Raw genomic sequence first — 21,687 nt, 5'->3', positions numbered from 1 at the left:
CGGAGCGGCCGATAGCCGCCCGCCCCCATCCGCGCTTTTCTGGTCAGGATCCTCCGCCATGGACACCAGCCGCCTGCGGCCGACCTCTCCGCTGGTTCGCCAAGCGGCGGCTTGCCTGGATGCCGGAGAGGCCGATCATGCCGATGTTCTTCTTGATCTTCACCTGTCGCGCCATCCCGAGGACTCCGCCGGGCTGATCCTGTTCGGTTTGACCCGGGTCGCCCTTGGGCGCCCCCTGGAAGCCGAGCAGCCGCTGCGCCGGGCCCTCGCCCTTGATCCCATCGATGATCCCTTTCATGCCCGCGCCGTCTGTGCGCTGGTCGATGTTCTCAAGGCCCAGGGGCGGATGGCCGAGGTCTCCGAGGTTTTGGAGCGGGCGGGGGATGTCGCCCCGATGAACGCGGTGTTTCCCCGCATGCTCGGCGCCCATTACCGGGCCCTGGGGCAGGTGGGGGCGGCGATCACGGCGGCGCGCCGCGCCGTGGCCGTGGAGTCCGCTGATGGCGAGAATTGGCGGGGGTTGGCCGCCACCTTGCTGGGCGGCGCTCCAGGCGAGGCGCTTGAGGCCCTGGAGCGGGCGAAGACCTGCGGCGACGACGGCGCCGACTGGTGGAATATCCGCGGCGTCGCCCTGGCGGCCTTGGGCGAGGGCGAGGCGGCGCGGGAGGCCTTCAAAAACGCCATCCTGCGCGATGGCGCCGCGCCGATGGCCTGGACCAATCTCGGCAATCTCGAAATCCGCGCCGCGCGCTCGGCCGACGCCCTGGAGCGCGCCGTCGAGGCCTATGGTCAGGCCATCCGTCGCGCCCCCGATAGCTTCGAGGCCCACAACAATCTGGCCCAGGCCCTGCGCGATCTGGGCCGGCGCGACGAGGCCCTGGTCCATGCCGAGCGGGCGGCGTCGTTGCGTCCGCACGATGTGACCGTGCTCAACACCCAGGCCAATATCCTGCGCGGCCTGAGGCGGGTTGACGAGGCCGTGGCGATTCTGGAACGCGCCCTGGCGTGTGATGGCCGTTCGGCGGAAACCCACAGCAATCTGGGGCTGGCCCTGCTCGCCGCCCAGGATCGCCAGAGGGCGGAGGAGCATTTCCGCAAGGCGGCGGCTCTGGCGCCCGATTGCGTGGATATCATCGTCAACCTCGCCTGCTTTCTCATTCACATCAATGCCGGCAAGGAGGTTCTTGGCGTTCTGGAACCGGCGCTCGCGCGGTTTCCCGGCGATGTGGGGCTTCTTGCCACCCTGGGGCTCCATTACTTCCAGGAAAACGCCTATGAGGACTGCGCGACGGTTTTCGAGACCGTTCTCGCCAAAAAACCCGACCATGTTGAAGCGCGCGCCTCGCTGGGGGTGGTGCGCTGGTCGCAAGGCCGGCTGGTCGAGTCGCTGGCCCTCGCCCAGTCCATCCGCGAGGATTTTCCCGAGGATATACGCACCTTGTTCCTGCTTGGCTGCGTCCATAGCGACCTGATGGAAAACGCCTCCGCCCTGGAGGTTTTCGATCTCGCCGTGGAAAAAGGCGGCGAGCGGGTGCCGCCTTTCCATTACAGCAATTGCTGCTTCAGCTTTCATTACGTCGAAGCCATGGAGAAGGACGATCTTTTCGCCCGCCACCGGCGCTGGGACGCCCTGTATGGCGCCGGGGCGACCGAGCTCTCCGATGTCACCCATCACAACACCCGTGATCCCGAGCGGCGTTTGAGAATCGGCTATGTCTCGCCCGACTTCCGTCGTCACTCGGTCGCCTATTTTTTCCTGCCGCTGGTTGGCGCCCATGATCGGGCCGCGGTCGAGGTCACCTGCTATTCCCTGTCGACCTTGACCGATCAGATGACCGATCTGATCCGCGAGGGCTGCGACCGCTGGCGCGATATCACCACCCTGCCGGCGGAAAAGGCGGCCGAGAGGGTGCGCGAGGACGAAATCGATATCCTGGTCGATCTCTCGGGCCATACCGCCAACAACGGCCTGTCGATCTTCGCTCTCAAGCCCGCACCCGTCCAGGTCACCTATCTGGGCTATCCCAATACCACCGGGCTTTCGGCGATCGATTACCGGCTGACCGATGGCTTCGCCGACCCCTTGGGGGTGGACGAGGATCCGGCTTCGGAAACCCTGTGGCGGTTGCCACGCAGTTTTTTGCTGTTTGACGAGGTACCCGGACTGCCCGATCCGGCGCCGCCGCCGGTTCTGAGCCGGGGCACCATCACCTTCGGCTCGTTCAATAATATGGCCAAGGTCAATCGCGGCTGTGTCGCGGTCTGGAAGCGCATCCTCGATGCGGTGCCGGGAAGCCGGCTGTTGCTCAAGGCCAAGGGGTTCCGCGATCCCGCCACCGCCAAGGTCTTGATCGAGCGTCTGATCGACTGGGGGGTGGACCCCGAGCAGGTGAGCTATGCCCCTTACGCCAAGAACCTGATGGAGCATGTGGCGGTTTATGCCGAGGTCGATATCGCGCTGGACACCTTCCCCTATAACGGCACCACCACCACCTTCGAAGCCCTGCACATGGGCGTACCGGTGATCGGCCTGCGCGGCCATCGCCATTCGGGGCGGGTGGGGGCGAGCATCCTTGGCAATCTTGGTCTCGCCGATCGTCTGCTTGGCGAGGACGTCGACGATATGGTGGCCAAGGCGGTTGCCTTGGCCGGCGATCTGGAGGGATTGATGCGGATGCGCGCGGGCTTGCGCGAGCGTCTGCGCGCCTCGCCCTTGCAAGACGGACCCGGCTTCGTGGCCGACCTTGAAGGAGCCTATCGCGCCATGTGGCGGCGCTGGTGCGCCGGGCCGCCGACCTTCCACCGCCAACCAAAGAATGGCATGTGGGCGGTCGAGGAAATGGAAGACGCCATCGAACCCGTGCTGGGATGAATCCCCGTCTCGCCCTTGCCTTGAAGCTCCTTGAGGCCGGTCTGGTCGAAAGCGCGGCGATTCCCGTCGCCCAGGCCCTGGAGCGCGATCCCGACGATCCCCGCGCCCACCATCTGGCCGGGCTGATCGCCCGCCGCGGCGGCGATGGGGCCCTGGCCCTAGCGGCCTTTACCCGGGGGCTGGCCGTGGCGGCTGACGATGCGCCGCTGCGGATCGAGCGCGCCGGCCTGCTGCTTGATCTTGGCCGGGCCGAGGAGGCCCTGGCCGATCTGGCGGTGGCCCTGGCCCTGGCCCCCGATCACCAAGCGGTTCTCTCGACCCAGGGGCGGGCCCTGATCGACCTTGGTCGGCCGGGCGAAGCCCTTGCCCCCCTGCGCCGGGCCCGCGCCCTTGCCCCCGACGACGTGGCCCCCGCCCATAACCTGGGGCGGGCCCTGCTGGCCCTGGATCGTCCCGACGAGGCGCTGCCGCTTCTGGAAGCCGCCGTCGCCCGGGCGCCGGGGGCGATCGACCCGCGCGCCGATCTGGCCGAGGCCTTGCGCCGTCTTGATCGGCCGGGCGATGCCGCCCAGCTGTTGCGCGCCGTCCTGGCCGACGCCCCCGGGCGCGCCGATTTGGCCGATGCCCTGGCCGGAGCCCTGTTGGCCGCCGGGGCGGTCGACGAGAGCGTGGCGGTGCTGCGCGCCAGCCTGGACAAGGCGCCGACCCATGGCGCGGGATGGGTCAATCTGGCCGCCGCCCTGATCGAGACCGGCGCCCTGGACGAGGCGACGGCGGCCGCCGACCGGGCCCTGGCCCTTGATCCCGACGATGCCGATGCGAAGGTCAACCGCGCCTTCGCCCGCTGTCTTGCCGATGATTATGAACAGGGGTTCGCCGATTATGCCCATCGCTGGCGCACGGCGGCCTTTCAGCGGCCCTATCCGCCGGTCACGGCGCCGCCATGGGCGGGCGAGCCCTTGGGCGAGGGGACGCTGCTGGTGCGTGGCGAGCAGGGGTTGGGCGATCAGATCATGGCGGCGCGCTTCCTGCCCTGGCTGAGCAAGCGCCCCGATCGTCCGCGGCGGATCGTCTTTGAATGCCACCCCTGCCTGCATCGCTTGCTGGCGGAGGGCCTGGAGGCCGGGATCGACCTTCTGGCCATGGGCCGCCCGCCGCCGCCCGTGGCCGCCTGGATCGGCGCCCTTGATCTTGCCCGCATGGCCGGGGTCACGGCCGGCGTCATGCCCGTGGATGTGCCGTATCTGAAGGCTCGGCCGCCGGTGCCGCCCTTGGCGCCCCCGCTGCCGCCGGGGGGGCGGGGTCGGCTGGGGCTGGTCTGGGCCGGCAAGACCCGGCCGCGCGACCGTTCCTGTCCGCTCGAGCCTTTAGCCGGCCTGTGTGTCGATCAGGGATGGACGGTCCATGCCCTGCAGTTGGGACCGCGCCGCGCCGATCTGGCCGGTTTGCCCGCCGGCCTGGGAGTGATCGACGAGGGGGACCGGCTGGGCGACATGGCGGCGACGGCGTCGGTGATGGCCGGGCTTGATCTGGTGGTGGCCGTCGATACGGCGGTGGCCCATCTGGCCGGAGCGCTTGGCCTGCCTTGCGCCCTGCTGCTGCTTGCCACCCCCGACTGGCGGTGGGGGCAAAAGGCGTCGCGCACGGTGTGGTACCCCTCGCTCCGCCTGTTCCGCCAGCCCCATCCCGGCGATTGGGATGGGGCCTTTGATGCGGTGCGGCGAGCCTTCGCCCAAGGCTGGCCGCTTTCATAGAGTGATGCGGATACTCTACAGGTAGCTGACCAGCGACAGCGAGGTGATGCGCGAGAAGGCGGCGAAAGACGCCTGCAGGGCCTGGGCATCGTCGGACAGGCGAACCAGGGCCTCGGTCTTGTCGACGGTTTCGATATCGCCCGAGCGGTTTTGCAAGAAGGTCAGATAGGACTGCTGCTCGGTGCTGGTGCGCTTGACGGTGGCCTGATTGAGACCGATCACCTGGGCGACATCGGTCAGATCGCCGCTGAGTTCGCTGGTGTTCTGCGGCGAATGGTCGACCGAGTCGCCCAGCAAATTCAAGGCTTGCTGAACCCGCCCCGGATTGCTCTGCAAATCCCCCTGGGCGATGATCGCCATCGCCCGTAGGGCTTTTTCAAAAGCCGGGTTCTTGGCGTTGATCCCCGTGGTGATCGACCGGTCGTCGTCGATGCGCTGCTGGGTGCTCAACTCGTCGCCCTGGTAATAGACATGGGGGGCGACGGTGACGGCGGTGGTCGTGGTGGCGCCGGGCGGCGGCGTGATGTAAAGCGTCGTGCCATCGGCGGAAATATCGCTGACCGTATAAGTTTGATCATTGGCGCCGGCGCCCGAGACCGAGACCTGGCCGGGCATGACCTTGGGCACGCTGATCGTCCAGGCCCCGGCGACGGCTTCGTTGGTCACCGGCGGGCTGGATTCGAGCGTAAGGGTTCCGGTGGTGGCATCAACCGCCTTGACCGTATAGAAGCGCTCGTTGCCCCCGTAATTGCCCGTTGCGTCGACGGGCAGCGGGCCGGTCGCCCCCATGTCAACGCGGATGACATCACCGGCGGCGATGGTGGTGCCAACGAACTGCGGGCTGGCGACGGTGTTGTTGGCCGCCGTGAAGGTCAGATCGCCGCCGACCCCGGTTTCGGTCTTGGTGGCGTCGATGAAGCTGCCGGCGGCGGCGGTGATCGTGCCGGGATCGGTGGCCAGGGCCCCCGGCGCCACGGTCATCGTGCCCGCCACCTTGGCGTCGGCCAGATTGGCGGCGCGCGACTGCGGATAGGTCACCGTCTTGCCGTTAAAGACGTTCTGGAATTCCTCAAGGGTATTATAGGGGATGTCGACGGGCGGCGTGTCGGTGCGGCCGCCGGCGAACAGATAGCTGCCATCGTGCTGGTTGTTGAGGTAATACTCCGTGCTTTTGAGAGCCTCAAAGGCACGGTTTTGTAAGTCCTTGAGCTTGGTGGTTTCCTCGTCGGTCAAGGGCTTGGTGAGATCGACCTGGGAGAACAGGGACAATTGGCTGCGGAAATCCCGCACCGTCTTGTCGACCGCCTCCACCGAGGTGCTCGCCACTTTCAGTCGCGACGAGACGACGGTGTTGGTCTTCATGAACTGGCTGACCCGCGAGGATTCATTTTCCATGCTAACCAGCCGGAAGGCGTCGGCCGACAGCCCGGTGTAATCCTGGGATTTTTGTTCGGTATTGACCTGGGTCTGGGTGTCCGTCAGCCGCTTCTGGATGGCCAGCATCTGGCCGACCAGGGAGCTGCGCTGGGAATAGGTGCCGACCCGTTCGATTGTCGATGCCATGATCTGGTCCTCGCTTAACGGATGATGCTGTTGAGCACGTCGAGCATGTCGGCGGCGGCCGAGATGACTTTGGCCGAAGCCCGGTACATCTGTTCCCAGACCAGGAGTTGAGAGAGTTCCTCGTCCATATTGACGGCGCTGATTTCGGCCGACTTCAGTTGCAAGGTATCGGCGAGTTGGCTTTGGTAGCTGACAGTGGTGGCCACCGCACTGGCTTCGCTGGCGTTCTGGCTGAGCGTCAGGGCCGCATAGTCCGAGAAACTGCGCGCCCCCGTCGTCACCCCGCCGGCGGCGTCGAAAGAGACCGCCGTTTGGAAGGATTTGGCCAATTGGTTGGCCGTCGTGTTGTCGCCCGCACTGATATAGTACTGGCCGGTGTCGGAATTGAAGAGCACGGCGCCGCGCGAGATGCGCGACGAATCATCTAGCAGGCTTTGGTTGACGCGCAACTGGCCCGACAGCCCGGCCTTCGAATCCTTCAGGCCCAATTGTTCGATCAGCCCGGTGCCGACGCCGGCGGTCTGGGTGATGACCATATCCTTGCCGGCGCGATCCTTGATGCGCAGGCGATAGCCGTCGCCATCTTGCACGACCTCGGCTTCGAGCTTGGCCGAAAGCGCCGTATCGGAATTGATCTTGAGGGCGATGTCTTTGAGGGTTTCGTTCGGGGCGATGGTCAGCGTGCCGATGGCGGTTCCGCCGGGGGGATTGTTGCTATCATAGAAGGTCAGGGCGCCGCCGACATTGGGCGTCCAGTTCTGGGCCTTGACGTCGCTGTCGGCCATCCACTGCCCGCGATTGGCGACGAACATGTCGTTGAGGCCAAGGAAATTGGCGAATCCCGAAACGGTCTGATCGGTCGTGCCATTGCCGTCGGCGTCATAGGCGATGGTCACATCGCCCGCCGTCGATCCGGCGGTGGTCGAGGCCTGATCGCGGAAGGCCAGCGAGGCGGTGTTGGTGCCGAGTTTGATCTGGACCTTGCCATTGGCGTCGACCGTGGCCGTGGCCCCGGTCAAGCCGCCGCCGGTCCCCGAGTTGAGCCAGGTCTGGATCGCCGTGGTCACGGTCGAGATATCCTCTCCGGTGGCCACCGCCGGCACGATCGTTTTCAGCGTCGTCGTCGCCTTCTGGGTGCCATCGGCGTTAAACAGCGTAATCGCCACGTCGCCGGTGGTCAGGGCCATGGTTTGCGTGGCCGGCGCGATGAAGGTGGTGGTGCCGGAATAGGAATTGGCGATGGTCGGCTGGCTGGTGCCGCGGTTGTGGATCTGGTTGATCGAGTCGCTGAACTTGCCGGCCAGTTCGTCCATCTGCGATTGATAGGCGGGGACGGTCTTGTCGCGCATGTCGATCAGGGCGGCCAGCTTGCCGGCGCCGATTTCGCCGGTGATATCGCTGCCGCCGACCGAGATCGCCGAAAAATCGCCGCCGCCCTTGCTGTCCCAGGCGGTGACCGAACTGGACGCGGTGAAACTGACGGGGATCGGATCGGCGTCGAGCAGGGTTGATCCGCCCTTGGTATAAACCACCAGGGCGCCGCCCGGGCGCTCAAACGTCGTGACATCGACCAGTTCGGTCAGTTGCTGAACCTCAAGGTCGCGCTTGTCCTGAAGATCGGTCACGTCGCGACCGGTGGCCACCCCCAGGGTGATCTCGTCGTTCAGGGTGTCGATGTTCTTGAGGTGGCCGTTAACCTCGGCCACCGCGCCGGCGATATCCTGATCGGCGGTCAGGCGCATCTGCTGCAAACGGGTGGAGATGGTGTTGAACTGGCTGGTCAGTTCCTGGGCCGAGCGCACCGTGGCCATCTGCTGGGTCGATTTGTCGGTCTCGAGCGCCAGGGTATCGAACTGCTGACCGAAGGCCGTCAGGTTATGGCTGATCGAGTTGTTCGAGGCCGGCTTGCCAAACAGGTCCTGCATGCGCTGGTAGTAGGACGCCTTGGTTTTGTATTCGGTGTATTTGGCCAGCTCTTCGCGCAGGTCCCGGTTGAGACCCTCGTCGACGCGCCGGGCGATCGTGCCGGTCTGCACACCGACGCCGCTGCCGTTGAGGACGACGCTTTCCGGGTTGAAGATCTTCCGGGTATAGCCCGGCGTGTTGATGTTCGCCAGATTGTGGGAAACCAGATCGAGCCCTTTCTGGGCTGTCTGAAGTCCACTGATTCCGGCGGACAGGGCGAGATTCAGGCTCATCGTCCGGGTTCCTCCCGAGCGCGGCGCCGGTCAGGTCCGGTCGCGGCTAGTCCGTCGTCGTTTAGAGCGGTGTGCGGGAAACCTTGTCCCCGCACACCGCTCCGAAAGTCTGATAAGCAAGCAAATCATCGTCGCGCTCGCCAACGGCGTGCGCGGGATTTGCTCTAAAGCGTTTCATTAAAGGTTACGGCCTTGCGGTAGGCCTGGGTCGGATCGCCTTCAACGGCGCCTTCGGGGGTGTAGCAGGTGGCGCGTTCCTTTTCACGTTCGTGCACGGCGGTGACCACCGCCTTCAGAAAGCGGTTGGTGGCTTCGATATTGGCCTGAAGGCGCTGGCCGTTTTCACGGGCCAGGGTATCAAGCGTCTTGCCGGCGATGCGCATTACGTCGCGCTGCTCTTCGGTCAGGTCGAGCAGTAGGCGCGGATTGGCGTGAATGCCCAGCATCTGTTCCTGGTAATAGCGGGTCTTGGCCGTTTTGGCGCCCATCAGGGCGCGAACGGCGGCGCCGTCATGGCGATCGAGGGCGTCGTTTTCCTCGTTCAGAACCGCGACCAACTGGCCGATGGCGCCAAGCAGGGCGGCGACCTTGGGCTCCACCGGGCCGGGCAACGAGGTCGGAACGATGGCATGGGGACTCGGCTGGGCCCGGCGGTGGGCCAGGGTGACCTTCTCGGACGACCGGGCGGCGGGCTTTTCGCCACGGACCGGCCGACCGGCGGCGCGCAGGGGCACCGCGGCCTGGGCGAGCGGGGCGGCGGTCATCGCCGCCGGGGTGGCGGCCGACTGGGGAGGGGTTGGCTGGGCGGCGCCCCGTGTCGAAAAGGGTGAACTACGGCCCGAAGCCGGCGCGGGCGCCGGGGCGGGGGACACGGGCGTGGCGGCCTGCACCGGGGCGGCGACGGTCGGCGCAGCGGCGGGACCACGGGCGAAAGGCGACGCCCTGCGGGACGTGGTGTCGGATACGCTCATGGTTCAAGCCTCCTGATTGGCAAGCATGACCCGCATCACGGCATCGGCGATGCCGACTCCGCCATTGCGGGCGATCATTTTTCCGTATTCGTCAACCATCATCGACCGCCACATCTCCTCGGCATGGCCGCCGCCGAAGGGCGCCGCGGTCTCGATCGACGAGAACATCGGTTGAAGCATCTGACCCAGGAAAAAGGACTCGAACTCCTGGGCGCTCTCCTTGGCCTCGGCCGGGGTCTTAGCGCGCAGCATCGCCAGATTCCGGGTGCGCGCCGCGCTGGCCTGGGTCAGGGCATCGGTGCCGCTGGACGAAAGCGAAGACGTGTCAGCCATCACATCACCTGAATTTCGGCTTGCATGGCGCCGGCCGATTTGATGGCCTGCAGGATCGAGATCATGTCGCGCGGACCGACGCCCAGGGCGTTCAGGCTGTTGACGAGGTCTTGCAGATTAACTCCGCCGTTGACAACGGTCAGCTTGTTGTCCTTGCCTTCGTCGACCTGGATATTGGTGCGCGGCACCACCGCGGTCTGGCCGCCCTGACTGAAGGGGGCGGGCTGGGACACCTGCGGGGTCTCGGTGACGCGGATGGTCAGATTGCCCTGGGCGATGGCCACGGTGTTGATGCGGACCTTTTCGCCGATGACGATGGTGCCAGTTGCCTCGTCGATGACGACGCGGGCCACGGTGTCGGGCTCGACCAGCAACTGCTCGATATCGGTCAACAGGGCCACCGCATTGCCTTCGTAGCCGGCGGTCACCGCGACCAAAACCGTGCCCGGATCAAGCGGCCGGGCCAATTCGGTGCCGAGAAAGGCGTTGATCGCCTGGGCGATGCGCCGCGCTGTGGTGAAATCGGGGTTGCGCAAGCTGATCTTGACGCTTTCCATGGCGCTGAGATTAAAAGGCACCTCGGCTTCGACCAGCGCCCCATTGGGAATGCGGCCGCTGGTCGGCACGCCCTTTTGCACCGAGGCCGACTGCCCCTGGACCGCATAGCCGCCGATCTGGGCCTGACCCTGGGCGACGGCATAGACCTCGCCATCGGCGCCGATCAGCGGCGTCACCATCAAGGTGCCGCCGGCCAGGCTTTTCGCGGTGCCCAAGGCGCTGATCGTCACGTCGATGCGCGAGCCCTGGCGGGCGAAGGGCGGCAGGGTGCCTGTCACCATCACCGCGGCCACGTTGTCGGGGTCGAGTTTGCCTTCGCGGGTGTTCACCCCCAGGCGTTCGAGCATGCCGATCAGCGATTCCTTGGTGAAGGTCACGTCATCAAGCTTGTCGCCGGTGCCTTTGAGGCCGACCACCAGCCCGTATCCGACCAAAATATTATCCCGAACCCCTTCGAAATCGGCGAGATCCTTGATCCGCGAGGCAGCTTCGGCTCCGGTTGGCGCGAGCAAAAAAACCGCGGTCAGCGCGACCGCGATCAAGCGGCCGACGCGCGGGAGGAAACCGGCAGGAGCTGTCATCGTGGACGTCATGGCGCTGTTCCGTTCGGTCCGGCGGTGGTTCAAAAAAGACTAAAATTCGCCGCGTCGGGCCGCGCTGGGCGGACGGACGCGACGATCACCATGCTAATGTCGTGCCAGCCCCGGCTCTGCGCCAGGGGGCGCTATTCCGGGGGCTTGGTCGTTCCCCGGATCGGCAAGGGGGCGGCGATCGGCAAAAACTGCCCGGTGGGGGGCGGCTTTTTCCCCTTTCGGGAAGCAAGGGCGCCTTCTACATTAAGGGCCTGGGAGCGCGGCGACAGGTCGCTCCCGCTCCCCCTGGCCGGCCCCCTAGCCCTCCTTTCGACAAGGACGTGAAGCCCCATGAAGATCGGCGGAATTCGACCCGGCGAAAGCGCTCCGACCCGCAAGTCCGAGAAATCGGGCAAGGCCGAGAAGGGCGTCTTCGGCAATCATTTGCGGCGCGCCCTTGACGACGAGGATGACGGCGAGGGCGGCGCCCTTGAAGCGGCCTCGGCGATCGCCGGCGTCGGCGGGCTGCTCGCCCTTCAGGAGGCCGACAGCGTCGATGCGAGCGACCCGGGCGAGCGCCGCCGCCGGCAGGCCCGGCCCGGAGTGACGATGCTTGACGAGCTTGATCGGCTGCGGATCGCCGTGATCGATGGCGTGGTTTCCAAAGATGACCTGATCGCCCTGGCGCGATCGACGCGCAGCCGGCGCGACGCCAATCTTGATCCCCAATTGGGCGCCCTGCTCGACGAAATCGAACTTCGTGTCGAAGTCGAACTCGCCAAGTTAACCAGTCGTTAAGCGCCCGGTTTTTGTCGACGGAGTCGCGCCGCTTTTCCTAACGGCTTGGAAAGCTTGGCGGCGACGGGGCCGTTAAGAACCTTGCGGCTGACCCGGCTTCCTCTTATATTCCGCCCGCGCCCGCCAGACGGTTGCCAAACCCGAGCGGATGCATCGCTTTTTTGTCCTTTCCTTGGGTGGGATATCTGGGATGGCCGTGACATTTCCGCCGGACTATCGACCGTCCGACGACGAGCCGTTCATGAACGAGAGGCATCGCGAGTATTTTCGTCAGAAGCTGATTCAGTGGAAGATCGAGTTGCTGCGGGAAGCCGAGGAAACCCTGGAGAGTCTCCAGGAAGGCGGCATGCAGGAAGCCGATCTCGCCGACCGGGCTTCTGCCGAAATGGACCGGGCCCTTGAACTGCGAACCCGCGACCGCGCCCGCAAACTGATCGCCAAGATCGATGCGGCCCTGATGCGGATCGAAGACGGCAGCTATGGCTTTTGCGAAGAAACCGGCGAGCCCATCGGCTTGCGTCGTCTGGAAGCGCGGCCCATCGCCACGCTGAGCCTGGAAGCCCAGGAGCGCCACGAGCGCATGGAACGAACACATCGCCAAGACTAAAGCAAATCCCCTAGCGATCCGGACCGGAGCGCGACGACGATTTGTTTCCCTATCAGACTTTGAGAGCGGTGTGCGCGGACCGGATTTCGCGCCCGCCGCTCTAAGTGAGCTTGGCTTGGCCTTCCAGCAGACCTTCGGCGATCTGAAGGTTGGTGTTGATCAACGATTCCACCGTATCCTCGTCCACGCCGTCGTGCAGCTCGAAGGTTTTTTGGGCGGTGTACTGGCTGAGGCGGATCAGGTTGTCTTTGACATCCTGGGGCAGCGGATTATCGCTGCGCGATACCAGGGTGCGGATCCCTACCCACAACTGAAAATTCCCCTCGAGAGCGGCGGCCAACGCCGGCTTGTCGGCGGTCGCCAGGGCCCGCGACAGGGCGACGGCGGCCTCGGTCAAGGCGAAGGCGTCGTCTCCGGCACTGCTCGCGATAACGCTGATCGGGTCTTTCTGGGCCATCGGATCGTCCTCCCATAGTCTCGGTCTGCCGTCCATTCCGTGATGGACAGCCGGGAGGATACCATAGAAAGGCTGTATGGCGAGCGCCAATTTCACGCTTAGAGCCAAGCCGTCCGCCCGCCCCTTCCCAAAGGAGACGGTGATACCCCGCCGATTAGAAGGGGAAGAGGATGTCGTAAACCTGCTGGCCATAGCGCGGTTCGACCATATCGGTAACCGTTCCCCGGCCGCCGTAGGAGATGCGCGCCTCGGCGATCTGATGCCAGAAGATGGTGTTGTCCGAACGGATATCCTCGGGTCGGATGACGCCGGTGACGGTCAGTTCGCGCAATTCGCCGTTGACCCGGACCTCCTGCTTGCCGGCGATGACGAAATTGCCATTGGGCAGGATCTGCAAAACAACGGCGGCCAGCCGCATGCTGACGGTTTCCGAGCGCGCCATGGAACCGTTCCCGGTATGTTTGCTGTCCGAGCCGAAGGAGGTCAGGCTGGCGGGGTCGACGCCATCGGGCAGAACATCGGCCAGTGTTCCTTCAAAGCCCAGGAAACTGGTGAGATTGGCCCCCTCCTTATTCCCCCTGGTGCGCGACAGGTTATTGGCGAAGGTGGCTTTTTCATTGCTGATGTCGACGATGACGGTCAGCAGGTCGCCGACCTCGCCGGCTCGCTGATCCTTGAAGAAGGAGCGGGCACCGGGAACCCACAGGCTGCTGGGATTGGGCTCGGCGACCATCGGCGCGGGCATCGGCATGCTGACGGGCCGGTAATCGGGGCGCAGCGTGGGATTGTCCACACCGCTCATCGCTGGCCCGTCGCCGATTTCCGACAGGCGCTTGAAGGTGTTGCATCCGGCCAGGACACCCACGGCCAAGGCCACCACGGCAACCCTGGCGACGGTCTTTCGAGTGGAATGGCGGCGCATCGGTCTTCTCCTGTGCGGCGCGGCGCTCCGGCCTTGCGGGGCGCCAGCCTGGTATCGTCGTCCCGGCCAGCTTAGGGCGTCAGACTTAAGATTTCGTCGCCCCTTAGGGCGGTGGGCTCTCCAGGCGGAAGGCTAGCGGCTGGCGGTCTGGCGGGGCAGGCCGCCCGGGGCCTGGACGATCACCCGGTTGCCGCCGCTGACGGTGGCCAGAATGGTCTGATTGGAGGCGGTGTTGATCACCCGCACCGTATCGCCTTCGGCACCGCTATCCAAGGCCCGGCCCTGGGCGCTGACGGCGATGCCGGGCATGCGCAGTTCCATGGTGACCAGGGCGCCCTTCTTCAGAAGGGTCGGCCGCACCACATCGGCCCGGCGCAGCGGCTGACCGTCGCGCACGGCGACGCGGGGGGCCATGCCGACCAGATCGGCGGCATCGGTGATGGCGTCGGGGGGCAGGCGATCGAGTCGCTCGCGCAGGAAGCTGACATCGCGCGGACCGATAATCTCGTCGCGGCCAACTCGGCGCGACAGCACCGGAATCTCGCGGGTCTCGTACAGCCGCCCGGAGATGCGAACGCGCTCGGCATCGGCTTCGCCGGCCGGGGCCTCCAGCACCGCCGAGAAGCGGCCGCTGCTCGGATCGAACTGTTCTTCCAGGGTGCGGATGGAGGGCGAGGCCCCCAGCGGCACGGTCAGCGGCGTTTGGGTGCTGGTGACCTGGATCTCGGTGTCGGGCGAGGCGCCCAAGCCGTTGAGCATGACGCGCAGCGCTTCCTGGATGCGCTCGGCGGGCACCGTCGAGCCCGGACGGGTGACCACCGCCTGTTCCAGGCCGCTATGGGGACGCCAGGGGATTTCATAGGCCCGCGCCGTGCGATCAAGCCAGTCGGCGTCCAGGATGGCCGAGCGCCCGGGGCGCGGCGCCCGGGCGACGGGCACCGAGGCCTTGTCGGCAACCCCGGTGAACAAATCGCCCAGCGTCAAATAGGGACCGTCAAGGTCGATGGCGCGGTTGAGGCTGACCGGCGCATCGATGGTCAGCGGGGCGTAGACCGCGCCGTTGCCTTCCGACACTTCGGCCGCCCGCGCCGTTTCCCAGGGACCGGCGCCCAGACCCAGCGCCGAGCCAAGCAACAGGGCGGCCAGAGGCAAGGCCACGGACGGCTTGGCCAAGGACGGCTTGCAGGCGGGGCGGAACGGGGTGATCTGGGACATCGGGAAACTCCTCGCGTGGGGTGGCCGGGGCCTACTTCATCCGCGATATGGTGGAGAGCATTTCGTCAGAGGTGGTGATGACTTTGGAATTCATCTCATAGGCGCGCTGGGCGCTGATCAGCTCGGTGATCTCGGAGACCACATTGACGTTGGACGATTCCAGGTAGCCCTGCAAAATGGTGCCGAAGCCGACGCTGCCGGGGACGCCAACCGTCGGCGCGCCCGAGCCGGCGGTCTCGGTCAGGTAGTTGTCGCCGATGGCGTTCAGGCCGGCGTCATTGGGGAAGATCGCCGTCTGGATCTGCCCGGCGTTGACCAGGGCGGTCTGGCCGTCGATCTTGTAAAGAACTTCGCCGGTCGGATTGATGGTGATCGACTCGGCGTTGGTCGGGATGGCGCCCAGGCCGGTGACGCGGTAGCCGTCATGGGTGACGATTTCGCCGTTGGGCGAGAGCTGGAAGGCGCCATCGCGGGTATAGGCGGTTTCGCCCGAGGGCAGGTCGATCTGGAAATAGCCCTTGCCCTGGATCGCCAGATCAAGGGCGTTATTAGTGCTGGTCACGCTGCCCTGTTCGGTGATGCGATAGACGGCGGCGGTCTTGACGCCCAGGCCAAGCTGCACACCGGTCGGCACGATGGTGCCGGTATCGGAGGAGTTGGAGCCGGCCCGACGCAGGTTTTGATAGAGCAAGTCGTGGAATTCCGCCCGCCGCCGCGTATAGGCGGTGGTGTTCATATTGGCGATGTTGTTGGAAATGACCTCGACGTTGGTCTGTTGGGCCAACATGCCGGTCGCGCCGATATTGAGTGCTCTCATCGTCCCTGGTCCTTATATCGCGTCGCCGATCCGGCCTTTATTTGGTTCCCGAAAGCACGGCATAGGCATTCAATTGCCGATCATTCTCGGATTCTATCAATTTGTTCGCCGCCTCATACGAGCGCTGCACCTGAATCATCCGGGTCATTTCGACCACCGGATTGACGTTCGATTTCTCGATCATCCCCTGCTCGATGCGCGGCTCGGTGATCGGATTGGCCTGCTGGTCGCCGCTGTCGAACAATCCGCCGCCGATGCGGCGCAGTTTCTGCTCGTCTTCGAAGCTGACCAGGCGAAGTTTGCCTACCGGGCCGTTCTCGGTCGACACCGTGCCGGTCGCCGAGATCGTCACCTCGCCCTCGTTAGGGGCGATGACCAGCGGCGTTCCGGCATCGGTCATCAGCGGCCGGCCATCGGCGGTCACTACCTTGCCCTCGGCGTCCAGGGTGAAGCGCCCCCCCCGGGTGTAAGCCGGGCCGGCGCCGTCCTCGACCTCGAAATAGCCCTCGCCGTTGATCGCCAGATCCAAGGGATTGCCCGTGTGTTCCAGCGGCCCGGCGGTCAGGTCGCGGTAGGTTCCGGCGTCCTGGGTATAGGCCAGCTTCTCGGGCAGGCGGAAATGGCTGTCCCGGGTGTTCATCAGATATTCCGAGAACAGCGTCTGCTCGGCCTGATAGCCGTTGGTGTTCATATTGGCGAGGTTGTTGGAAACGACGTCCAATTGCCGCCAAAGGGCGGTTTGCCGCGACAGGGCTATGTAGGACGTGTTTTCCATCGGCGCTCATCCGGTCCGGGCCAGCTTCGGGCGTGGCAGAGAAACTCGGGGAAAGTGATGCATGACCCGTGCCAAGGGCGGAAATCCGCGGTCTAGCGCCCGTCGCCGGGGTGGGGACGGGCGGAAACGGGGCTTTGGGGGACGCTTCATGCCCGGTGGCCGGGGAAGGGGCGGCAAAAATGTCCCGGTCGGCGGTCGCGCCCCGACCCGCTGGCGACAAGGAGACATCGACTTCTTGGGAGATGCTCAACGACTTCTTAAGGAAGCCTTCATAAGGTGTTCAGCATGACGAGGGTGGAGAGTTTGGCTGGCCTTGGCCGGAGACGCGCTCCTCCATGGGCTTTCAAGGACCGGGCGGGGCAATGGCCGAAGACGATCTGGAAGAGGACTACACGGAAGCGGTGGCCGGCGGCGGCAAGGCCGGCGGCGGCGGCGGCAAGAAAAAGCTGATCTTGCTGATCGTGTTGCCCCTGCTGCTGATTATCGGCGGTGTCGCCGGGGCCTATTTCGCCGGGCTGTTCGACTCCTCGACCCCGCCGACGGCCGAGGAGGGCGCGGCCCCTCCGGCGGGAACGCCGGCGGCGGGCGAAGGCGAAAAAGGCGCCCCTCCGGTGGCCGCCGGGCCGGTGTTCTACGACCTTGATCAGGTTGTCGTCGATTTGAATTCCAGTGGCCGGCGGCGGTCCTATCTGCAGCTCCGGCTGAGTTTGCAACTGGCGAGTTCGCTGGATATCCCGCGCGTCGAAGAAGCCATGCCGCGCATCATGGATACCTTTATCGCCTTCTTGCGTGAATTGCGGTTGGAAGACCTTCAGGGAACGGCGGGCATGTACCGCATCCAGGAAGAACTGCTGATCCGCGTCAACGCCGCCGCCGCTCCGGCCCGCGTCGAGGACGTTCTCTTCAAAGAAATGCTGATCCAGTAGCGGTCTGTCCGCCGGTTCGCGGATGTTAAGGAAATAACGCCCATGGTGCCCGCCGACGACGATCCTAAAAAGGAAGTCTCGCCCGACGACGAGAAGGCCATGATGGCCGAATGGGAATCCATGGTCGGTGGCGAAGACGAGCCGGCCGCGGACGGCGATGAGGCCGGCGGCGCGGCCGAATGGGAAACCATGCTGGCCGATGAGGGCGGCGAGGGCGAAGGCGGCATGACCGGCTCGGCCCGCGTTCTCAATCAGGACGAGATCGATAGCCTGCTCGGCTTCAGCGAGGCCGAGGATTCCGGCACCGACAAATCGGGCATCCAGGCGATCATCTCCACCGCCCTGGTGTCTTATGAACGCCTGCCGATGCTCGAAGTGGTCTTCGACCGGCTGGTGCGCATGATGTCGACGTCGCTGCGCAATTTCACCAGCGACAACGTCGAGGTCTCGCTCGACAACATCCAATCCTATCGCTTCGGCGACTACCTGAATTCGATCCCGCTGCCGGCCATGCTTTCGGTGTTCAAGGCCGAGGAATGGGACAATTACGGGTTGCTGACCATCGATTCGTCGATGATCTATTCCATCGTCGACGTGCTTTTGGGCGGACGTCGCGGCACGGCGGCGATGCGCATCGAGGGGCGGCCCTATACCACCATCGAACGCAATCTGGTCGAGCGTCTGGTCCATGTGGTGCTGGCCGATCTGTCGGCCGCCTTCGATCCGCTGTCGCCGGTCACCTTCCGCTTCGACCGGCTGGAGACCAATCCGCGCTTCGCCACCATCTCGCGGCCGTCGAACGCCGCCATCGTCGCCAAGCTGCGAATCGATATGGAGGATCGCGGCGGTCGCCTTGACATGCTGATCCCCTATGCGACCCTGGAGCCGGTCCGCGAACTGCTGCTTCAGATGTTCATGGGCGAGAAGTTCGGTCGCGACAGCATTTGGGAAACCCATCTGGCCGAGGAAATGTGGTCGACCGAGGTGCAGATGGACGCCATCCTTGACGAGGTTTACATGCCATTGAACAAGATCTTGTCGATGGAGGTCGGCTCGCAGATCCTGTTCAACGCGACTCCGGATTCCACCGTGCAACTTCGCTGCGGCGATGTTCCCATGTTCGATGGCAAAATGGGACGCAAGGGGCAAAACATCGCCATTCGTGTCGACAGCAAGCATAATCGAGCAAAATCGTGACTATCCCCTGGCAAGTTCTCCTCGACGGAACCATCGCGCTTCTGCTTTCGGTCTTCATCGGCTATGCGATCTTGTTGTCGCGTCAGCTGCGGGAGTTGCGCCGTAATCGCGAAGACATGGCGCGGATCATCGCCACCTTCAACGAGGCGACGGCCCGGGCCGAGGCGGGCATTCCCCGCCTGCGCAAGACCGCCGAGGATGCGGGGCGGGCCCTTGACGACCATGTGGCCAAGGCCCAGACCTTGCGCGACGATCTGGCCTATATGGTCGAGCGCGCCGATGGCATGGCCGGCCGGTTGGAAAGCGTCGTGCGCGCCGCGCGCGGCGAGGCCCGCGCCGCCGAAGCGCCCGCAGGCAATCCCCGCGCCGCCGAAGGCCGGGGTGGGCAGGACTCCCGGGCCCAGGAGGCCCGGATCGGCGAAAATCGTCCCGGCGAGGTTCGGGGCGTGGAGGTACGGGGAGTCGAAGTTCGCGGGGTCGAACCCCGGGGGCTGGATCCCCGAGGGATCGAGACCAGGGGTGGTGAAGCGCCGCGTGAGAGCGTGCCGCCCGAACAGGACGCGCGACTGGCCGCCGTTCGCCAACGTCTGCGGGTTCGCCCGGAGGGGGGCCGCGGACAGGGGCCGCTGATCGGAACCCAACCTTTGGGCGGGCTTGGATCGGCGCGCGATGAGGGGGAGGTGCCCTTTGACGATGAACGATCAGAGGCGGAACGGGAATTGCTGCGCGCACTCCAGGCCGTTCGCTGATCGGGAAAGGGACCTGTTATGACCATGTCGCGGATCCGGTTGCTGCCGGTGATGATTTTCGTTGGGGTGCTGGTGTTGACGGTGCGGGTTGGCGCCGTCTGGCAGGGCGTCGAGAAGATGGGCGGCCTGCGGGTCGGCCATAGCGAGGCGATGGCCCAGGCGACACCCGCTCCGACCGCCACGCCGCCGGCCGCCCCGGCGCCCACCGCCGCCCCGGCGCCGACAGCCGCCCCCGCTCCCGCCGCCCCGACTCCCTCGGCCCCCGACTCCCAAGGGGCGGGTGGCGGGCGCGAGAATCCGGCTGCTTTCACCCAATCGGAAATCGACCTGCTGCAACGGCTGTCGGAACGGCGCGAGCAGCTTGAAAATCGCGGTCGCGAGCTTGATCAGCGCGAAGCCATGCTGCGCGCCGCCGAAGGGCGGATCGACCGCAAGATCGCCGATATGAAGGGGCTTGAGACGTCGATCCAGGGGATGCTCAAGCAGCATACCGCCGAGGAGCAGACCCGTCTGGAGCGGCTGGTCAATATTTATAAGGTCATGAAGCCGAAAGATGCCGCCCGTATCTTTAATGATATGGACATGCCGCTAATCGTCGATATCTTCATGCTGATGACCGAACGGAACTCCGCACCGATCCTGGCCGAGATGGATGCCCTTAAGGCACGATCCGTCACCCAGGAGCTTGCCCACAAGCAGGTTCTGCCCGAGCCAGGAACCCGTCCAGGCGGTTGAGAAAACCGCTCGGACACGACTGAGAGCCCTTTGCCATATACGATCTTTTGGGCTATTTAAGGAACTGCGTCGACCCCGGTGTCCCCTTGCGGGACCGAGGAATACTTTAAGGCAACAGACCGTTCCGCAACGCGACGACGCGGCGGAAGCGAAACGAGGGGTGACCCATGGCCGTAGACCTGAATATGAAGATCCTGATCGTCGATGACTATAAGACGATGCTGCGTATTATTCGAAATCTCCTACGCCAGCTCGGTTTCAATAATATCGACGAGGCCATGGATGGCAGCGCTGCTTTGCAAATGCTGCGGACCAACGGCGGATATGGTTTGGTGATTTCCGACTGGAACATGGAACCCATGACCGGTCTCCAGCTCCTGCGCGAAGTCCGGGCTGACGGCAAGTTGAAAAGCCTGCCATTCATTATGGTTACCGCCGAGTCCAAGTCGGAGAACGTCATCGCCGCCAAGGAAGCCGGCGTTTCCAACTATATCGTGAAGCCCTTCAACGCGGAAACGCTGAAGGCCAAGATGCAGAGCGTGATCGGCGAATTCTAGGGCCTGAACGGCAAAGAAAAGACCGGGTTCCAGCGTTTTTGTTCTAACGCGGTGGTCTTTAATCCTGATTAATCGCAAAAAATGGCTTCCATTTAATGCGGATTGGTCCGGGCGTGGCACCTTTCCGGCGAAGCCGGGTGTCGCCATGACCACCCCGGTGTCTGCCCGACCCCGGACTCGCTGGGGATGCCCCCTTCTTCCCTGCCGTGGGGAGGCTGCTTCCGGGCAGGCCGCCAGCGCCGGCGGCCCCGGATTTTGTCGGACCTGAGCAAGGGACTTCGATCATGCCCATCGACACCACCTTACGCGGCGCCCTGGACAGGGCGCTCGCGCATTTGCGCAGCCAGGATGGCGCCGACGATCTGGCGGCGCTGTTGGAATCGTTGCGCGACGGCCTGTCGGCGGAAGGGATGGCTCCGGCTGGCGCTCCCCCCTTATCCCCGGTTCCGGTGATGGCTCCGGCGGGCGTCGGTCCGGCGGTGGATGGCCCGGTTCCCCGACCTGGGGCCCATCCCGACGATCGCGTCGCTCTGATCGAAGAGATCCGGGCCCTGTCGACCTTCATCGAGACCGCCCGCAACGATCTGGCGGTGCTGCGCCCGCGCGATATCCAGGAGCGCTTCATTCCGACGGCCTCCGATGAGCTTGACGCCATCGTGCAGTCGACGGAAACCGCGACCCAGGACATCATGGATGCGGTGGAGGGCCTGGAAGCCCTTGAAGGACGGCTGGAGGGCGAGGATGCCCGGGCTTTGGCCCTGGCGACCACACGCATCTATGAGGCCTGCACCTTCCAAGACATCACCGGCCAGCGCATCACCAAGGTGGTCCGCACCCTGAAAAGCATCGAAGAACGGGTCGACGCCCTGCTTTCGACCTTCGCCCCCGATGGACTTCTGGGGGACGGCGCGCCGGGAAGCGCCGATGATCCGGCGCGCTTTCGCCAAACCGCCGCTGCCGTGGGCGACCGGCCCGAAGATATGGCCTTGCTCAATGGTCCGGGAAGCCCCGGGGCGGTGATGAACCAGGACGATATCGACGCCCTGCTCAAGGATTTCGATTAGCCGCCAGCGTAAGATTTGGCTAAGGCGCGAGAGCGGTCTCTTACGCC

At 65.0% G+C, this 21,687-nt stretch carries 20 protein-coding genes; 10 read left to right on the top strand and 10 right to left on the bottom strand.

All coding sequences use genetic code 11. The features are described from left to right. Positions 1-58 precede the first annotated feature (58 nt). Positions 59-2,872, top strand: coding sequence for a tetratricopeptide repeat protein (locus RRU_RS14730; RefSeq protein WP_011390482.1), 2,814 nt, complete (start codon positions 59-61; stop codon positions 2,870-2,872). Beyond that, a complete protein-coding gene (locus RRU_RS14725) occupies positions 2,869-4,626 on the top strand; it encodes a tetratricopeptide repeat protein (protein WP_011390481.1) in 1,758 nt (585 codons plus the stop codon). Before RRU_RS14730 ends, RRU_RS14725 begins: the two co-directional genes overlap by 4 nt. A 15-nt stretch (positions 4,627-4,641) precedes the next feature. Here RRU_RS14725 and RRU_RS14720 read toward each other — a convergent pair whose 3' ends face one another. From RRU_RS14720 to RRU_RS14700, 5 genes are all read right to left on the bottom strand, one after another. After that, the gene (locus RRU_RS14720) at positions 4,642-6,189 is read right to left on the bottom strand and encodes a flagellin (RefSeq protein ID WP_011390480.1); all 1,548 of its coding nucleotides are present in this window, start codon (positions 6,187-6,189) and stop codon (positions 4,642-4,644) included. A gap of 14 nt (positions 6,190-6,203) precedes the next feature. Beyond that, the gene (gene flgK / locus RRU_RS14715) at positions 6,204-8,387 is read right to left on the bottom strand and encodes a flagellar hook-associated protein FlgK (protein ID WP_011390479.1); all 2,184 of its coding nucleotides are present in this window, start codon (positions 8,385-8,387) and stop codon (positions 6,204-6,206) included. 164 nt (positions 8,388-8,551) lie between these two features. Further along, positions 8,552-9,358 carry a flagellar protein FlgN gene (locus RRU_RS14710; RefSeq protein WP_011390478.1) on the bottom strand — a complete coding sequence of 269 codons (807 nt, stop codon included), beginning with the start codon at positions 9,356-9,358 and terminating at the stop codon, positions 8,552-8,554. A 3-nt stretch (positions 9,359-9,361) separates the two neighbouring features. Continuing rightward, positions 9,362-9,691, bottom strand: a complete 330-nt coding sequence (locus RRU_RS14705; protein WP_011390477.1) for a rod-binding protein — start codon at positions 9,689-9,691, stop codon at positions 9,362-9,364. Continuing rightward, the gene (locus tag RRU_RS14700) at positions 9,691-10,842 is read right to left on the bottom strand and encodes a flagellar basal body P-ring protein FlgI (RefSeq protein WP_011390476.1); all 1,152 of its coding nucleotides are present in this window, start codon (positions 10,840-10,842) and stop codon (positions 9,691-9,693) included. Before RRU_RS14700 ends, RRU_RS14705 begins: the two co-directional genes overlap by 1 nt. A 330-nt stretch (positions 10,843-11,172) precedes the next feature. Between RRU_RS14700 and RRU_RS14695 the strand changes: the two genes are divergently transcribed. Together RRU_RS14695 and dksA are read left to right on the top strand one after the other, a co-directional pair. Beyond that, positions 11,173-11,619, top strand: coding sequence for a flagellar assembly protein FliX (locus RRU_RS14695; RefSeq protein WP_011390475.1), 447 nt, complete (start codon positions 11,173-11,175; stop codon positions 11,617-11,619). 190 nt (positions 11,620-11,809) lie between these two features. Beyond that, on the top strand, positions 11,810-12,226 hold the full coding sequence (gene dksA, locus RRU_RS14690) for an RNA polymerase-binding protein DksA (protein WP_011390474.1): 417 nt from the start codon (positions 11,810-11,812) through the stop codon (positions 12,224-12,226). Between the two features lie 100 nt (positions 12,227-12,326). On the opposite strand, the gene RRU_RS14685 is transcribed toward dksA, so the two are convergent. From RRU_RS14685 to flgF, 5 genes are all read right to left on the bottom strand, one after another. Beyond that, entirely contained in the window at positions 12,327-12,683 is a 357-nt protein-coding gene (locus tag RRU_RS14685; protein WP_011390473.1) for a flagellar biosynthesis regulator FlaF, read from the bottom strand. Between the two features lie 154 nt (positions 12,684-12,837). Beyond that, positions 12,838-13,605, bottom strand: coding sequence for a flagellar basal body L-ring protein FlgH (flgH, locus tag RRU_RS14680; protein ID WP_011390472.1), 768 nt, complete (start codon positions 13,603-13,605; stop codon positions 12,838-12,840). A gap of 132 nt (positions 13,606-13,737) precedes the next feature. Next, entirely contained in the window at positions 13,738-14,820 is a 1,083-nt protein-coding gene (flgA, locus tag RRU_RS14675; protein WP_011390471.1) for a flagellar basal body P-ring formation chaperone FlgA, read from the bottom strand. A 31-nt stretch (positions 14,821-14,851) separates the two neighbouring features. Continuing rightward, positions 14,852-15,637, bottom strand: a complete 786-nt coding sequence (gene flgG / locus RRU_RS14670) for a flagellar basal-body rod protein FlgG (protein WP_011390470.1) — start codon at positions 15,635-15,637, stop codon at positions 14,852-14,854. 37 nt (positions 15,638-15,674) lie between these two features. Further along, positions 15,675-16,412 (bottom strand): flagellar basal-body rod protein FlgF, encoded by a 738-nt coding sequence (gene flgF / locus RRU_RS14665; RefSeq protein WP_011390469.1) that lies wholly within the window; start codon positions 16,410-16,412, stop codon positions 15,675-15,677. A gap of 362 nt (positions 16,413-16,774) precedes the next feature. On the opposite strand from flgF, the gene RRU_RS14660 reads away from it, so the two are divergent. From RRU_RS14660 to RRU_RS14635, 6 genes are all read left to right on the top strand, one after another. Further along, positions 16,775-17,338: a flagellar basal body-associated FliL family protein gene (locus RRU_RS14660; protein ID WP_014626461.1), complete on the top strand. Its 564-nt coding sequence runs from the start codon at positions 16,775-16,777 to the stop codon at positions 17,336-17,338. Positions 17,339-17,380: 42 nt separating this feature from the next. After that, positions 17,381-18,535, top strand: coding sequence for a flagellar motor switch protein FliM (gene fliM / locus RRU_RS14655; protein WP_011390467.1), 1,155 nt, complete (start codon positions 17,381-17,383; stop codon positions 18,533-18,535). Next, positions 18,532-19,284 (top strand): DUF6468 domain-containing protein, encoded by a 753-nt coding sequence (locus tag RRU_RS14650; protein WP_011390466.1) that lies wholly within the window; start codon positions 18,532-18,534, stop codon positions 19,282-19,284. Before fliM ends, RRU_RS14650 begins: the two co-directional genes overlap by 4 nt. Before the next feature lie 18 nt (positions 19,285-19,302). Beyond that, positions 19,303-20,019, top strand: coding sequence for a MotE family protein (locus RRU_RS14645; protein ID WP_011390465.1), 717 nt, complete (start codon positions 19,303-19,305; stop codon positions 20,017-20,019). Between the two features lie 167 nt (positions 20,020-20,186). Next, a complete protein-coding gene (locus RRU_RS14640) occupies positions 20,187-20,576 on the top strand; it encodes a response regulator (RefSeq protein ID WP_011390464.1) in 390 nt (129 codons plus the stop codon). 284 nt (positions 20,577-20,860) lie between these two features. Then, positions 20,861-21,640 carry a protein phosphatase CheZ gene (locus RRU_RS14635; RefSeq protein ID WP_011390463.1) on the top strand — a complete coding sequence of 260 codons (780 nt, stop codon included), beginning with the start codon at positions 20,861-20,863 and terminating at the stop codon, positions 21,638-21,640. Positions 21,641-21,687: the final 47 nt, after the last annotated feature.

Source organism: Rhodospirillum rubrum ATCC 11170 (genome assembly GCF_000013085.1).
Classification (GTDB): Bacteria; Pseudomonadota; Alphaproteobacteria; order Rhodospirillales; family Rhodospirillaceae; genus Rhodospirillum; species Rhodospirillum rubrum.
Note: the sequence above shows the minus strand (reverse complement) of the source record. Positions and strands in the feature narration are given on the sequence as shown.

Excerpts from the sequence above, each read along its gene's own strand:
- RRU_RS14730 (WP_011390482.1), top strand. The coding sequence starts at position 59 with ATGGACACCAGCCGCCTGCGGCCGACCTCTCCGCTGGTTCGCCAAGCG.
- RRU_RS14725 (WP_011390481.1), top strand. The coding sequence starts at position 2,869 with ATGAATCCCCGTCTCGCCCTTGCCTTGAAGCTCCTTGAGGCCGGTCTG.
- RRU_RS14720 (WP_011390480.1), bottom strand. The coding sequence starts at position 6,189 with ATGGCATCGACAATCGAACGGGTCGGCACCTATTCCCAGCGCAGCTCC.
- flgK (WP_011390479.1), bottom strand. The coding sequence starts at position 8,387 with ATGAGCCTGAATCTCGCCCTGTCCGCCGGAATCAGTGGACTTCAGACA.
- RRU_RS14710 (WP_011390478.1), bottom strand. The coding sequence starts at position 9,358 with ATGAGCGTATCCGACACCACGTCCCGCAGGGCGTCGCCTTTCGCCCGT.
- RRU_RS14705 (WP_011390477.1), bottom strand. The coding sequence starts at position 9,691 with ATGGCTGACACGTCTTCGCTTTCGTCCAGCGGCACCGATGCCCTGACC.
- RRU_RS14700 (WP_011390476.1), bottom strand. The coding sequence starts at position 10,842 with ATGACGTCCACGATGACAGCTCCTGCCGGTTTCCTCCCGCGCGTCGGC.
- RRU_RS14695 (WP_011390475.1), top strand. The coding sequence starts at position 11,173 with ATGAAGATCGGCGGAATTCGACCCGGCGAAAGCGCTCCGACCCGCAAG.
- dksA (WP_011390474.1), top strand. The coding sequence starts at position 11,810 with ATGGCCGTGACATTTCCGCCGGACTATCGACCGTCCGACGACGAGCCG.
- RRU_RS14685 (WP_011390473.1), bottom strand. The coding sequence starts at position 12,683 with ATGGCCCAGAAAGACCCGATCAGCGTTATCGCGAGCAGTGCCGGAGAC.
- flgH (WP_011390472.1), bottom strand. The coding sequence starts at position 13,605 with ATGCGCCGCCATTCCACTCGAAAGACCGTCGCCAGGGTTGCCGTGGTG.
- flgA (WP_011390471.1), bottom strand. The coding sequence starts at position 14,820 with ATGTCCCAGATCACCCCGTTCCGCCCCGCCTGCAAGCCGTCCTTGGCC.
- flgG (WP_011390470.1), bottom strand. The coding sequence starts at position 15,637 with ATGAGAGCACTCAATATCGGCGCGACCGGCATGTTGGCCCAACAGACC.
- flgF (WP_011390469.1), bottom strand. The coding sequence starts at position 16,412 with ATGGAAAACACGTCCTACATAGCCCTGTCGCGGCAAACCGCCCTTTGG.
- RRU_RS14660 (WP_014626461.1), top strand. The coding sequence starts at position 16,775 with ATGGCCGAAGACGATCTGGAAGAGGACTACACGGAAGCGGTGGCCGGC.
- fliM (WP_011390467.1), top strand. The coding sequence starts at position 17,381 with ATGGTGCCCGCCGACGACGATCCTAAAAAGGAAGTCTCGCCCGACGAC.
- RRU_RS14645 (WP_011390465.1), top strand. The coding sequence starts at position 19,303 with ATGACCATGTCGCGGATCCGGTTGCTGCCGGTGATGATTTTCGTTGGG.
- RRU_RS14640 (WP_011390464.1), top strand. The coding sequence starts at position 20,187 with ATGGCCGTAGACCTGAATATGAAGATCCTGATCGTCGATGACTATAAG.
- RRU_RS14635 (WP_011390463.1), top strand. The coding sequence starts at position 20,861 with ATGCCCATCGACACCACCTTACGCGGCGCCCTGGACAGGGCGCTCGCG.